Here is a 13,961-nt window from a genome sequence, read left to right as displayed (position 1 = left end):
AGGATTGATGGCGATCACACCTGCCTATTCCCGGCTGAAGCCGGTCCCACTGACCGCAGCGTTCACCCTGTGGACCGGTTTTAGCCGGGAAGGCGTCAGTGGTCACACCGCAGAATTGATGGCGATCACACTGGCCTCTTCCCGGCTAAAGCCGGTCCCACTGACACAGCGCGGTCACCTAGTGGGACTGGCTTTAGCCGGGAAGGCGTCGGTTGTCACGCTGAAAATCTGACGGTGCTCATGCAGGCCTCTTCCCGGCTGAAGCCGGTCCTACATTGATCGCGCTGAAGTCCGGGCACTGGTGAGATCGCCCGGACTCGCGCCGTATTTTCCTTACGGCTTACGCTTGCGCGGCCCGGTGTTGAACACCGGCACTTTCCGAATAGGCTTGGCCGCAGGCACTTCCGCCGCAGTCTCCCCGCTGTCCACCCACTTACCGAGATTGCGTTTACCGCCGCCCCCGCTGGTTTTGGGTTTCTTCGGCTTTTTCGGTTTCTTGAGAATCTGCCCGGTGGCATCGGTCACCGGTACGCGGTGTTCCGGGATGAAGTCGGGTTCTTCGCGGCGTTGCAGGGTCTGGCGGGTGAGCACTTCGATGGCGCTGAGCAGGTCGACTTCGTCGGCGCACACCAGGGAGATCGCTTCGCCGGTCTGGCCCGCGCGGCCGGTGCGACCGATGCGGTGGATGTAGTCTTCGGCAACGATAGGCAGGTCGAGGTTGACCACCGTCGGCAGGTCGTCGATGTCCAGACCACGGGCGGCGACGTCGGTCGCGACGAGGATCTGCACGTCACCGCTCTTGAAGCGATCCAGCGCGCGCTGGCGGGTGGCTTGGGGTTTGTCACCGTGAATGCCGTCGGCGTTGATGCTCAGGCCTTGCAGGCGCTCCACCAGTTGATCGACGCCGACGCGGGTCTTGGCGAACACCAGCACCTGGCTCCAGCGCTGCTTCTTGAGCAGATGGATAAACAGCTCGCTTTTGCGCTTCTTGTCGACGGTGACGATCCACTGCTTGACCGACGACGCCGCCACGTTGCGCGGGCTGACTTCGATGCTCAGCGGGTTGTCGAGCATTTGCTCGGCCAGCGCGCGAATGGCATCGGAGAAGGTCGCGGAGAACAGCAGCGTCTGGCGACGTTTCGGCAAGGCGGCGTAGATGTTGCGCAGCTCTTCGGAGAAGCCCAGATCGAGCATGCGGTCGGCTTCGTCGAGGATCAGGGTTTGAAGCTGGGAAAACTTGACGGCGTTCTGGCGATGCAGATCAAGCAAGCGGCCGGGGGTGGCCACCAGCACGTCGACGCCTCGGCGCAGTTTCATCATCTGCGGGTTGATGCTGACGCCGCCATAGGCCGCGTAAGTGGTCAGCGGCAGGTGTTCGCCGTATTGCGCGATGGCTTCGTGAACCTGCTCGGCCAGCTCGCGGGTCGGCACCAGGATCAGCGCACGCACCGAGTTGGGCGCGACTTTGGGGCCTTCCATGGTCAGGCGTTGCAGCAATGGCAGCGCGAAGCCTGCGGTTTTGCCGGTGCCGGTCTGGGCGGCGGCCATGAGGTCGCGGCCTTCGAGCACGGGCGGAATGGCCTGGGCCTGAACGGGGGTGGGCGTCTGGTAGCCCAGTGTTTCGAGGGCACGCAGCAGGGGTTCGATCAGGCCGAGGGAGGCGAATGTCATTTGAATACCGTTGGAAAAAGATCAGCGCACACGCGTCTGTAGAAGACGATTGCGCGCAGTTTACCCTTTCTCTACCGGTTTCTGCTTGCGCCACTGCGGCAGGCCGATAAGCACGACGGCGCTGATGATCACGGCCATCGCTGCGCCTTCTGCCCAGCCGATGTGTTCGCCCGCGAACAACACGCCGAGCAGCACCGCCACCGCCGGGTTGACGTAGCAATAGCTGGTCGCGGCAGCGGGCCGGACATTTTTGAGCAGGTACATGTAGGAGCTGAACGCGACGATGGAGCCGAACACCACCAGATAGGCCATCACCAGCCAACCGGACAGGCCGGGGGACTGGGTGACGCGCTCACCGCTGACGAAGCTGCCGAGCAACAGCACGGCGCCGGCTACCAGCATTTCGCAGGCGCTGGCCATCGGGCCTGAGGGCAGCGGCAGGTAGCGGCTCCACACCGAACCGAAGGCCCAGGTAGCGGCAGCAAAGATCACCAGCGCCGCGCCCATGGGGCTGGCCTGCAGGTTGGAGCCGAGGTTGAGCAAGGAGATGCCGACGAGGCCGAGCAGGATGCCAGCCCATTCCAGGCCCGTATTACGATGGCCCCAGAACAGGCCAAACAGCAAGGTGAACAGCGGCACCGAGGCCACCGCCAATGCGGCGACGCCGGAGGCAACGCCGGCATGTTCCGCCAGGGTGACGCCGCCATTGCCGCAGGCGAGCAACAGAAAGCCGATCATGCCGGCGGCCTTCCACTGTTTCCAGCTGGGCATAGGCGCGCCGCGAAAGCGCATGAAGGCGAACAGGATGGAGCCGGCGATGGTGAAACGCACCCCGGCCATCATCAATGGGGGCCAGGTTTCAATGCCGATGCGGATGGCTAGGTAGGTTGAGCCCCAGATCACATAAAGCGCGAAAAAGGCCCCGATGAGCAGCAGGGGAAAACGGCGGGCGGCAGGCATGAAGGGCTCTAGTGCAGTCATTTATTGTGGGACTGATTCTAGAAATGTCCGGGGCGGTGGCGTCAGTTACAAATGGGGTTTATTCGACCCGTACACTTTTATATGCCCTGACGCTGCGTTTGAGTGGGACTGGCTTTGGATGGGAAGGCGATGCGTGTACAGCTGTGGGACTGGCTTTAGCCGGGAGGGCGTCGGTTGCTGCACTGCAAATGTGATGTTGTACTCAAGGGCCTCTTCCCGGCTGAAGCCGGTCCTACTGACAGCACGCATTCATCCAACGGGACTGGCTTTAGCTGGGAGGGCAACGCGTACACCTGTAGGACTGGCTTTAGCCGGGAAGGCGTCGGTTGCCACACTGCAAATGTGATGTCGCGCTGAATGGCCTCTTCCCGGCTGAAGCCGGTCCTACTGACAACATGCATTCAGTGGGACTGACTTTGGCCGGGAAGGCGTCGGTTGCCACACTGCAAATGTGATGTCGCGACAAGTGGCCTCTTCCCGGCTGAAGCCGGTCCTACTGACAACATGCATTCAGTGGGACTGGCTTTGGCCGGGAGGGCGTCGGTTGCTGCACTGCAAATGTGATGTCGCGACAAGTGGCCTCTTCCCGGCTGAAGCCGGTCCTACTGACAACATGCATTCAGTGGGACTGACTTTGGCCGGGAAGGCGTCGGTTGCTGCACTGCAAATGTGATGTCGCGACAAGTGGCCTCTTCCCGGCTGAAGCCGGTCCTACTGACAACATGCATTCAGTGGGACTGACTTTAGCCGGGAAGGCGTCGGTTGCCACACTGCAAATGTGATGTCGCGCTGAATGGCCTCTTCCCGGCTGAAGCCGGTCCTACTGACAACATGCATTCAGTGGGACTGACTTTGGCCGGGAAGGCGTCGGTTGCCACACTGCAAATGTGATGTCGCGACAAGTGGCCTCTTCCCGGCTGAAGCCGGTCCTACTGACAACATGCATTCAGTGGGACTGACTTTGGCCGGGAAGGCGTCGGTTGCCACACTGCAAATGTGATGTCGCGCTGAATGGCCTCTTCCCGGCTGAAGCCGGTCCCACTGACAGCATGCGTTAATCCAGTGGGACTGGCTTTGGATGGAAAGGCAACGCGTACACCCGTAGGACTGGCTTTAGCCGGGAAGGCGTCGGTTGCTGCACTGCAAATGTGATGTCGCGACAGGTGGCCTCTTCCCGGCTGAAGCCGGTCCTACTGACAACATGCATTCAGTGGGACTGACTTTGGCCGGGAAGGCGACGCGTGTACACCTGTGGGAGTAGAAGTCGGTCCTACCGACTCGCCGCAAGGCCGCGATGCTTGCTGATGGCATCCGCAATTTTCTTCGCCGGGACTTTCTGCAATGTACACAACAACTGGTGAGAAACACCCGCCAGGCCATGAGTGTCGCGCAGTTGGTGGCCCAGGTGCAGCGTGAGGTTGGCGGCCATTTCGGCATCGGCCATGGCCCGGTGAGCCTTGCCGGTGTGGGGCAAGCCTGCCCAACTGGTGAGGGTGCCGAGTTTGTGGTTGGGCGCGCTTGGCAGTAGACGCCGGGCCAGCAACATCGAACAGGCAAAGCTTTGCACGCGATTGCGCTTGATGCGCGACAGCTCAAAATCCCAGAACTTTTGGTCGAATGAGGCGTTGTGCGCCACCAGCGGCGTCAGACCGACGAACTCGGCGACTTCGTTCATCACGCGTTCGGCCGGTGGCGCCGTGCGTAGCATGCTGTTGCTGATCCCGGTGAGGGATTCGATAAACGACGGGATGCGCACGCCGGCGTTCATCAGGCTCTGATAACGCTCGACTATCACGCCCTGCTCGACGATGACCACAGCGATTTCCGTGGCGCGGCAGTAGCTGCTGGGGGAAATGCCGGTGGTTTCGAAGTCGATGACGGCGATGCGTTCTTGCATGGAATGACCTTCAAAATAGCGGGTTTAGCGTTTTAGGGATTAGCGCTGGATCAATGCAGCAGTGAACACCCTTTCGGCGAACACGACACACCCCTGTAGGAGCTGTCGGAGGTTACGACGGTGGCGAACGCGGTGGAGCAGTCGACCCGTGATCATGAGCCGGACCGGGTTCGCCAGCAAGCCGGCTCCTACGGGTTCGGCGGTGTTTGTCATTTTGCGGTCACGTCTCGCGAACACCGTGCTTTCAATCAGCGCAGACCGGCTGGCCACGCGGCTCAACCTCGGAAATCGTCCTGGTGGCACGCCCCTGATCGCCTCCGTGGCACGTCCCTGATCGCCTCCGTGGCACGTCCCTGATCGCCTTGGTGGCGCACCACTGTAGGAGCTGTCGGAGGTTACGACGGTGGCGAACGCGGTGGAGCAGTCGACCCGTGATCATGAGCCGGACCGGGTTCGCCAGCAAGCCGGCTCCTACAGGTTCGGCGGTGTTTGTCAGCTTTTGCGGTCACGTCTCGCGAATAACGTGCTTTCAATCAACCTTGGTCAGCATGGGCAATCAGGCTCTGAGCAGCAACCCGCCTTCAATCGGCACATACCGGCTGGCGGCGCGGATCAACGAATTCGCGGTCAACCCGGGCACGCCGTAGGCGATCGCTTCGACGCCGTGCTTACTGATGATGCGCTCCAGCAGCAGGTCGAAATCACCATCGCCCGACGCCAGCACCACCTCGTCCACATTCGGCGCGACGTCCATGATGTCGATGGTGATGCCCACGTCCCAGTCGCCTTTCGCCGAGCCGTCGCTGCGCTGGATGTAAGGCTTGAGTTTGACGGTGAAACCGAGGTTGCGCAGGATCTGCTGGAATTGCTGTTGTTTGCTGTCGCCACGGTCAATGGCATAGGCATACGCCTCGACGATCTCGCCACGCTGGCTGATGTCGGCCCACAGGGCGGCGTAGTTGAAGTGGCAACCGTGAGCCTGACGTACTGTGTAATACAGGTTTTGTACGTCGGCGAAGACCGCGATTCTTCTCACCCAAATTCCTCAATGCGCTGACAAGCGACAGGGGCCGAAAACCGGACCGGCGCTCAGTATGCCAGTTTGAGGGAGGGATTGAAGGATTGGGTGCGGAGGTGACTGGGGGACACGATCTGTATTCCTGACACCCCGCAGTCGCGATTCATCACAGAACGGTGTAGGAGCGCGCTTGCCCGCGAAGAGGCCGGTACATCCGATACATATCTGTCGTCAGAACAAATTCTTCGCGGGCAAGCGCTCCTACAGGGACTGCTGACCCACCGCGTTTCCTACAGTGCGGTGGGGTTTGCGCCTACGACATCAGACGAACGAATCGTCGTCATCAAACATGCCACCACCTGTGTCGCCGCCGTAATCGGTGTCGGCAAACCCGTTTGGATCACTGCCCCAGGCATCATTGCCGGTGTTGTCATTTCCCGTCACGCGCTGCTGATCATCACCCCAACCACCGCTGCCGCCTTGATCATGCTCGGCGGCAGGCAATGCCGGCTGTTCCTGGATGATCTCGACGATTTCCTGCGGTTGGCTGTTGTGGTGGAACAGGCTGCTGATGCCCTCGGCCAGCATCACACCACCGGCCACGCCTGCTGCGGTTTTCAGCGCGCCGCCCAGAAAGCCACTGCCGACCGGTGCAGCCGGGGCCTGTTGCGGTTGGGCATAGTTTTGCTGTGGCTGAGCGTAATTCTGCTGCGGCGCGTTGTAGGGCGGCGGGCTTGCAGGACCGCTGTCACGCCAGCCGCCAGTGGAAGGCTGCGGGCTCGATGGCCGGGAGAAAGACGAAGCCGGCTGCTGAGCCTGCGGTTCACGCGAGCCGCCGCCGAAGATGCTCGACAGGAACCCGCCGCCGCTGTTGGACGGCGCGGCTGGCGCTGCAGATCGCAGACGCTGCAATTCCGCCTGCAATTGCTGGATCTGCTCGTCGCGCTGACGGCTCTGAGTTTCCAGCTGCTTGATCGCGACTTCCTGCACCAGAATCGACTGCGCCATGTAGTAAGGCGCGGCAGGCTGGCGAGTCAAGTGCTCCTTGATCAGCGCTTCGGCCTGCGCGTCACGGGGGGCCGATTCGGTTTCCGCTTGTTTGAGTTTGCCAAACAAGCCGTCGATCAGGGTTTGTTCTTCGCTGTTCATGGCGACCTCGTTAGATTGCCGTAGGAATTCTGTTTCGAGCCATTGCTCGTACGCATCCAGTAATGGGGGCCTTCAAGGGGGATTCAATAGGATGTAAAAAAAGTTAAGAACACCCGCCTCATCCCGCCGGTTGGCCCGTTCTGCGGGTCTACGTTACAGTGTTGGCCTGCTTAGCCCTGTGATCCGTTCATGAATCCGCTGACCATTCTGCAAGACTCGCTGTACTTCTTCCGACGCAACTTCGGCAGCATTCTTACGCTGTGCCTGCCGCTGGTGATTCTGGAGGCACTGACCAAGCAGCTAATCGGCTTCGGCCAAGGCCCAGGGACCGTGCAATTGCTGGTCGGTTTGCTGTTTTACCCCCTCTACACCGGCGCACTGATTCTCTTTCTGGACGCCAAAACCCGCGGCGAAGAGCCGCCCAAGGCGAATCTGTTCGCGGCGGCGCTGCGCCTGTGGCCCATGTTCGCAGTGCTGACCGCGTTGAGCACGCTGTTGATTATGGCCGGCATGTCGCTGTTCATCCTGCCGGGCGTGTGGGTGATGATCAAACTGGTGCTGTCGGAGTACCTGCTGGTGCTGCGTGGCATGGGCCCGCTTGAGGCAATGCGTGAAAGCTTCAGGATGACCCAGGGCCACGTGCTGCGCATTTTCACCTGCGTGTTGTGCGTTTACATTCCGCTGTCGCTGCTGGAAGCCCTGAGCTATTACGTATTGCCGGACCAGCAAAGCCCGATGCTGTCGATCGCGGTGGACAGCATTTCCAGCTTCTTGCAGTTGTTCATCAGCGTGGTGATGTTCCGGCTGTTCATGCTCATCGACACCCCTGCCCGGTCAACCTGAGGCACGACAATGGCTCGTCCGGTGCGCTATCTCCTGTACGTCGCGGTATTCGTCGGGCTGTCCGGGATTCTGCTGTATGACCTGACCTGGCATCCTGCCCGACGGGAGAACGTGGCGGTGTCCTGCAACGCAATGGATGCAAAGCCACCGGTACTGGCGGCAGGTCAGACGCTCAAGGTGATGACCTGGAATATTCAATACCTGGCCGGCAAGCGATACGTGTTCTGGTACGACCTGCCCGATGGCAACGGCCCGGACGAACGCCCCACGCCGGAAGACCTGGCCTATAACCTCGACGAGGTGGCGCGGGTCATTCGTGACGAGCAACCGGACGTTTTGCTGTTGCAGGAAGTTGACGACGGCGCGAAGAACACCGACTACGGCAACCAACTCGCCCTGCTCCAGGCGCGCGTCGCGGATCTCTACCCGTGCAGCACCGAAGCGTTTTACTGGAAGTCGGACTTTGTACCGGACCGGCACATCTTCGGCAGCGTCGGACGCAAGCTGGCGACGCTGAGCCGGTATCAACTCGACAGCGCCGAACGCCTGCACCTGCCCTCCTCCTCCGGCAATTTCATCAGCCGACTGTTTCAACCCCAACCTGCGCTGCTGGTCAGTTACCTCCCCCTCAGCGATGACCGACGCCTGGCCGTGACCAACACGCACCTGAGCGGCGTTGCGTCAGGCAGCGACGTGCAACAGCGACAGGTGGCGGCGGTGCGTCAGTTGCAACAATCCTTCGAGCAAAACGGCACGTTGTGGATCACCGGCGGCGACTTCAACTTGCTGCCGCTGGGGCAATATCAGCGACTGGCCGTTGAACAACGCGCACCGTATTCGGCGGTGAGTGAGCTTCAGGGCTTGTGGGAAAGCTTCCCGATGATCCCGAGCAACGACGAGGTGAACGGCGAGGACCGGCGCAAGTGGTACACCCGCTTCCCCAACGACCCAACCCTCAGCGGTCCGGACCGGACGCAGGACTTTGTGTTCTACAGCCCTGAATTGAAGAAGATTGAAGCGCGGGTGAGGCAGGCGGACACGCTGTTGATTTCTGATCACATGCCGGTGATTGCGCGGTTCAGAGTGCCAGCGAAGACGGAATAGAAACACCGTTGTAGGGCCCTGTTTGCGGGCGCATGAGAGGGGCACTTGATCCTGACCGACCGGTGCCGGATTCCCCGGCACCGGTCGCTGCAATCAGAACGTAACGCTGGCCGTAAGTCGCGCGGTTCGGAGCGCACCCTCTTCCACCTGGAGCGTGCTGCTGCCCGTGGTGGCCGGGTAGTATTCCTTGTTGAACAGGTTGTCGATGTTCAGCTGCAGACTGGTCTTGTAGTCATGGGTGGGTAAATCCCAGCGCACAAAGGCATCGGCCGTCGTGTAGCTGTCCAGCCAGAAGCTATTGGCGTCGTCGCCCGGCCGCTCTCCGACGTATCGGGCACCTGCACCGACATGCCACTTGCCGGTTTCGGCAGGCAGCCCGAGTTGGTGACTGAGGTACAGGCTCGCGGTGTGCATCGGCGCATTGGGCAAACGGTTGCCTTCCTGCTCGGGGGATTCTGCGTTTTTCAGCACCTCCGTGTGGTCATAGGCGTAGGTGCCGATGATGCTCCAGTTACGCGCTATCTCTCCGGTCACATCCAGCTCGACCCCTCGCGAGCGGGCCTTCCCTACCGCCTCGTCAATGCTGTCGCCGTTGCTCTGCAGCACGCTGTTTACCAGGTTTTTCTTGACGATGTCGTACACGGCCAGGTTCACGTTGAGGGCCTGGACCGGGCTGTATTTGATACCGACTTCGTAGCTGCGACCTTCGGTAGGCTTGAAGCTGTTGCCGGCATCGTCGGCATCATTCGGCACGAAGGAACGGCTGTAGTTTGCGTAGAGCGCGACGTTGTCGGCCGGCTGATAAACGATCCCGCCAAAGGGCAGAAATTTATCGCCATTGGAATCGGCACCCGGTGCGTAGGAACTGCCCAGCCCCTGATCGCTGTATTGATCCCAGTGTTCCTGACGACCACCAAAGACCAAAATCCAGCGGTCATTGAGGTGCCAGTTGTCCTTGAAGTACGCCGAGGTCGTGACCAGGTTATTTTCGGCGTTGCTCTGCGCTGCGCTGACGGTCGAAGGCTCAGCCAGATTGCCGTAGGTGGGGTTCTGGATGTTGAGGTTGCCGGCGGAGCTGTTGGCGTTGCGGTAGGTTTTACCGCGGTATTTATCCAGCGACTCGTTGTCCACCCCGACGACGATCTCGTGCCGCTGGCCGAGCAACTGCTGATCGCCTATGAAGTCCAGCGCGGTATAGCGGCTCTCATAGTCATAGTGCCCGCCATTGGCGATCCGGCGCAGGTTGCTGCCGTTCAAGGTGCTGGGCTGGGCAATCGCCAGACTGTAACGATCCTCCGTCCAGCCGTAGGTCAACCGGCTTCGCCAGTCGTCATTGAGCTGGTACTCAAACTTTGCGGTGGTGCTTTGGCTGATGCCGACGGTCTTGGCCCAGCGCTCATCCAGGCGATCGCGGTAACTGATGTCGGCCGGGCGGCCTTTGACAAATACGGTGCCGCGGTCAAAGGGACTCGCGTAATCGTTGTAGGTGTAGGCAAGCGAGAAACTGGCGCGGTCGCCGACCCAGGCGATCGATGGCGCGATAAGCGTGTGCTCATCAACACCATAATTCCGCCAGTAGTCCTCGTGGGAGCGCTCGGCAACCAGCCGGTAAGCCAGATTGGTATCACCCAGCGGTCCGGTGGTGTCCACCCCAAGCGTCCCGCCGCCTTCACTGAAACCAGAGCCCGTCAATGTCGTGCTTTGGGTGAACTGCGGTTGCTTGCTGATCACGTTGATCAGCCCGCCCGGCTCCAGCGCGCCATACATCAGCGACGCAGGGCCCTTCAACACTTCCACGTGATCGGTGGTGGCGCCGAGATTGCGGCCAATCGCCGAGCGGACCCCGTCCCGCAAGATGGAGTTGTCGTCGTTGCTGCCAAATCCGCGCTTGATCACAGCATCCTTCGTGCCCCCCAACGTATTCGTCTGGGACACACCACTAACGAAGCGCATGGCGTCATTCAGGTCTTTGACCTGATAGTCGTCCAGGGTTTGCGCAGTGACCGTGTTGACCGTTTGGGCTTCATCCCGATTCTGGGTGGAGGTCTTGCTGGCCGTACTCCCTTCAGAAACCGTGTAGCTTCCCGAGCCGTCAGCTGCATCGCGTGTGGACTGGATGACACTGGGCGCCAGTTCGGTAACCGTCTGAGCAGCCGTTGCAAGACCAGGTAGAGCGGAGCACAGCAGGACTGATGCATGAATCCGGTTAAAGCGCTTGACCACGAGCTGACTCCGTAAATAAAACCAACGCAAATGCGATTCGTTATTATTACACGAGTTGAAGCAGCATTTACCTCATCTTGCGTGTGAAGTTTTTTTCCATTCGCTCGTTGTCATGCCAAGGCGCAGCCCGTTCATTTCCTCGGTTTCACCCGCGCGGTCGGCTCGGCGATCAACGGATCGTCCGGCCAATAGTGCTTCGGATACCGGCCCTTCAAATCCTTCTTCACTTCGGCATAGGTGCTGCGCCAGAAATTGGCGAGGTCTTGGGTCACTTGCACTGGGCGGCGCGCCGGGGACAGCAGGTGCAGTTTGACGCTCTGCCGGCCATTGGCGATGCGCGGGGTGTCGGCCAGGCCGAACAGTTCCTGCAGGCGCACCGCAAGCACAGGCGGTGACTCGCTGTAGTCAAGGCGCACGGAGGATCCCGAAGGAACGGTCAAATGGTGCGGCGCCCACTCTTCGAGCCGCTGCGGCAAGGGCCACGGCAGCAGGTTATGCAAGATCGACGACAGGTCCAGATTGCCAAAGTGGCTCAACCGCGTGACCTTGCCCAGATACGGCAATAGCCAATGCTCCAGCGTTGCCAGCAACGCGTCATTGCTGACATCAGGCCACTCGCTTTCGCTCAGCTTTTGGAGATCCAGCTGACGCAGCAGACCGACGCGGGCTTGCCATTGGCGCAACTCCGGCGTCCACGGCAGCAGCTCCAGGCCTTTGCGTCGCACCAACGCCAGCAAGGCCTGACCGCGCGCTGAATCATCCAGACCGGTCAACGGCTCACGGCTAATAATCAGCTCGCCAGCCTTGCGCTGACGCTCAGCGCGGAACACGCCTTCGCGCTCATCCCAATCCAGCTGATCGAACACCGTCACCTGCTCGGCCAGCACGCTTTCAAACAATGCAGGCTCGAACTCGGCCGCCAGGTAAATCCGCTCCTCGCGCTGGCCCTGCCGACTGCCCAGGTCAGCAATCACCAACCATGGCTGTTTCATCAGCGCGTCGGGTTCGGCAAACAAGGCGGCGCGGCCATTGGCGAGCCGATACTCCGCGCCGCCAGGCCTGCGTTGTTGCGCAACGCGATCGGGATACGCCAGCGCCAGCAGCGCGCCGAGCCAGCGAGGATGATCAGGGTCAGTGACCGCTTTGCATGCCGCCCCCCTTAGATACCCGCGATATTGCCTCGATAACTGTCGCGCCCGTTGCACCCCGCCCTGGGCGCCTCTCGCGGCTCGCTCGGCGCCCGCCAGCAAGGTCAGCCGGCTGTGTAGATCAGCACCGGCGCCGCGCAGAATATCGCGCTCGCCCAACAGCGAAGCCACATCACAGGCCAGCGCGCCCAAGCCAAGCTCATGACCACGCAACAACAAATGGGCGATGCGAGGATGGGCAGGCACCTGCGCCATCGACTGGCCGTGGGCAGTGATTTTCCATGCGCCGCCCGGCTCCCGCGTTAAAGCGCCCAGTCGCGCCAGCAGGTCCTGGGCCTGGGCATAGGCAGCCGCCGGCGGCAGGTCCAGCCAGATCAAGTGCGCCGGCTCGACACCCCATCGCGCGAGCTGCAAGGCCAGGCCGGCCAGATCGGCCTGAAGGATCTCGGCCGCGCCGTACGCCGCCAGTTGATCGTGCTGCGCCTCGGACCACAATCGATAGCACACACCCGGTTCAAGCCGCCCTGCCCGGCCCGCGCGTTGAGTCGCGCTGGCCCGGGATATCCGCTGCGTATCAAGACGCGTCATGCCGCTGCCGGGATCGAAGCGTGGCACCCGCGCCAGCCCCGCGTCGACCACCACCCGAACGCCGTCGATGGTCAGGCTGGTTTCGGCGATATTGGTGGCCAGCACGACTTTGCGTTTGCCTGTGGGGGCGGGCTCGATTGCCGCACGCTGGGCGCTCAGATCGAGTTCGCCGTGCAACGGGCACAACATCACGTCACTGCGCTCGCCAATCGCATCAGCCAATTGCTGATTGACGCGACGGATCTCCGCCTGCCCGGGCAGAAATACCAGCACGCTGCCGGATTCGTTGCCCAGCGCATCAAGCACGGTTTGCACCACGCGCGGCTCGATGAACTCCCCCGGCTGGAACGGCCGCCCCCACTGCATCGTCACCGGAAACATACGGCCTTCGCTGCTGATGACCGGCGCGTCGTCGAGCAACACGGACAAGCGCTCGCCTTCGAGGGTTGCCGACATCAGCAAAATCTTCAGCGGCTGCTCGTCACGAAACAGCGCGCGACCGTTGAGGGTCAGGGCCAGCGCCAGATCAGCGTCGAGACTTCGTTCATGAAACTCGTCGAATATAAGCAGCCCGACGCCTTCCAGCGAAGGGTCATCCTGCAAGCGCCGGGTGAGAATCCCCTCGGTGACCACTTCAATGCGGGTATCCGGGCCGACTTTGCTGTCCAGGCGAATCCGGTAACCCACGGTCTCGCCGACGCGCTCCCCCAGCTCGCTCGCTAATCTTTCAGCAGCAGCACGCGCAGCCAGACGCCGCGGCTCAAGCATCAGGATGGTCTGCCCCGCCAGCCAGTCCTCATGCAGCAGCGCCAGCGGCACGCGCGTGGTTTTGCCCGCGCCCGGCGGCGCTTCGAGCACCGCCTCGTTGCGGTCGGCAAGGGCCTGACGCAAAGCGGGCAGGACGGCATCGATGGGCAGTGAATTCATGTGGGCTCCGAGATGGGCCTGGGAGTATATGCGCGACTATTGGTGCTCCTCGGCAGGTGGAGAGATCTAGACGCCAGGGAGGATGTCGTGGAGAACCGTAGAAATGAGGAATCTCAAATGCCAGAAACGAGGAAGCCCCGCAAGCGGGGCCACAACTTAACCTAGTCTCATCACCGTTTCAAAAGCCCGGGAGTGGAGCAGCTAGGGCAGCGACGCGAATTTATCACAGAACGTACCCACGTCAAACCTACAAGGGGACTTCGTCCTTGCCTTTCCAGTCGAGTGGCGCCCGCCATCATCGGTTAGCGCGCTTGGCTGGAGCAACGTGCCCCAAGGGCGCGACCATCGACAAAACAGCAGAGTGGAGACTTAGCTTCAACGACCATTCGATGTCCATGCGTTGGCTGGGCAG

Annotated in this window: 9 protein-coding genes; 2 read left to right on the top strand and 7 right to left on the bottom strand. The window is 61.3% G+C overall.

Annotation, left to right across the window (positions count from 1 at the left end):
* Positions 1 to 333 precede the first annotated feature (333 nt).
* From LT42_RS21720 to LT42_RS21700, 5 genes are all read right to left on the bottom strand, one after another.
* Complete coding sequence (locus tag LT42_RS21720) at positions 334 to 1,671, bottom strand: RNA helicase RhlE1 (RefSeq protein WP_037018054.1); 1,338 nt, start codon at positions 1,669 to 1,671, stop codon at positions 334 to 336.
* A 60-nt stretch (positions 1,672 to 1,731) separates the two neighbouring features.
* Positions 1,732 to 2,631 (bottom strand): drug/metabolite exporter YedA, encoded by a 900-nt coding sequence (gene yedA, locus LT42_RS21715; RefSeq protein WP_037018052.1) that lies wholly within the window; start codon positions 2,629 to 2,631, stop codon positions 1,732 to 1,734.
* A 1,291-nt stretch (positions 2,632 to 3,922) separates the two neighbouring features.
* On the bottom strand, positions 3,923 to 4,549 hold the full coding sequence (locus LT42_RS21710) for a 3'-5' exonuclease (RefSeq protein ID WP_037018050.1): 627 nt from the start codon (positions 4,547 to 4,549) through the stop codon (positions 3,923 to 3,925).
* A gap of 556 nt (positions 4,550 to 5,105) precedes the next feature.
* Positions 5,106 to 5,585 (bottom strand): NYN domain-containing protein, encoded by a 480-nt coding sequence (locus tag LT42_RS21705; RefSeq protein ID WP_037018047.1) that lies wholly within the window; start codon positions 5,583 to 5,585, stop codon positions 5,106 to 5,108.
* Between the two features lie 303 nt (positions 5,586 to 5,888).
* Positions 5,889 to 6,716, bottom strand: a complete 828-nt coding sequence (locus LT42_RS21700; protein ID WP_037018044.1) for a DUF2076 domain-containing protein — start codon at positions 6,714 to 6,716, stop codon at positions 5,889 to 5,891.
* A gap of 189 nt (positions 6,717 to 6,905) precedes the next feature.
* Between LT42_RS21700 and LT42_RS21695 the strand changes: the two genes are divergently transcribed.
* Both LT42_RS21695 and LT42_RS21690 read left to right on the top strand, forming a co-directional pair.
* Complete coding sequence (locus LT42_RS21695; RefSeq protein ID WP_037018042.1) at positions 6,906 to 7,559, top strand: YciC family protein; 654 nt, start codon at positions 6,906 to 6,908, stop codon at positions 7,557 to 7,559.
* 9 nt (positions 7,560 to 7,568) lie between these two features.
* Positions 7,569 to 8,663 carry an endonuclease/exonuclease/phosphatase family protein gene (locus LT42_RS21690; RefSeq protein ID WP_037018041.1) on the top strand — a complete coding sequence of 365 codons (1,095 nt, stop codon included), beginning with the start codon at positions 7,569 to 7,571 and terminating at the stop codon, positions 8,661 to 8,663.
* Between the two features lie 93 nt (positions 8,664 to 8,756).
* Here the strand turns inward: LT42_RS21690 and LT42_RS21685 are convergent, their stop codons facing one another.
* Together LT42_RS21685 and hrpB are read right to left on the bottom strand one after the other, a co-directional pair.
* Positions 8,757 to 10,886 carry a TonB-dependent siderophore receptor gene (locus LT42_RS21685; protein WP_037018038.1) on the bottom strand — a complete coding sequence of 710 codons (2,130 nt, stop codon included), beginning with the start codon at positions 10,884 to 10,886 and terminating at the stop codon, positions 8,757 to 8,759.
* Positions 10,887 to 11,017: 131 nt separating this feature from the next.
* Positions 11,018 to 13,549, bottom strand: coding sequence for an ATP-dependent helicase HrpB (gene hrpB, locus LT42_RS21680; RefSeq protein WP_037018036.1), 2,532 nt, complete (start codon positions 13,547 to 13,549; stop codon positions 11,018 to 11,020).
* Between the last annotated feature and the right edge of the window lie 412 nt (positions 13,550 to 13,961).

It is taken from the genome of Pseudomonas lutea (assembly GCF_000759445.1).
Lineage (GTDB): Bacteria > Pseudomonadota > Gammaproteobacteria > Pseudomonadales > Pseudomonadaceae > Aquipseudomonas > Aquipseudomonas lutea.
This window is presented reverse-complemented; position numbering and strand designations above follow the sequence as displayed.

Excerpts from the sequence above, each read along its gene's own strand:
- LT42_RS21720 (WP_037018054.1), bottom strand. The coding sequence starts at position 1,671 with ATGACATTCGCCTCCCTCGGCCTGATCGAACCCCTGCTGCGTGCCCTC.
- yedA (WP_037018052.1), bottom strand. The coding sequence starts at position 2,631 with ATGCCTGCCGCCCGCCGTTTTCCCCTGCTGCTCATCGGGGCCTTTTTC.
- LT42_RS21710 (WP_037018050.1), bottom strand. The coding sequence starts at position 4,549 with ATGCAAGAACGCATCGCCGTCATCGACTTCGAAACCACCGGCATTTCC.
- LT42_RS21700 (WP_037018044.1), bottom strand. The coding sequence starts at position 6,716 with ATGAACAGCGAAGAACAAACCCTGATCGACGGCTTGTTTGGCAAACTC.
- LT42_RS21695 (WP_037018042.1), top strand. The coding sequence starts at position 6,906 with ATGAATCCGCTGACCATTCTGCAAGACTCGCTGTACTTCTTCCGACGC.
- LT42_RS21690 (WP_037018041.1), top strand. The coding sequence starts at position 7,569 with ATGGCTCGTCCGGTGCGCTATCTCCTGTACGTCGCGGTATTCGTCGGG.
- hrpB (WP_037018036.1), bottom strand. The coding sequence starts at position 13,549 with ATGAATTCACTGCCCATCGATGCCGTCCTGCCCGCTTTGCGTCAGGCC.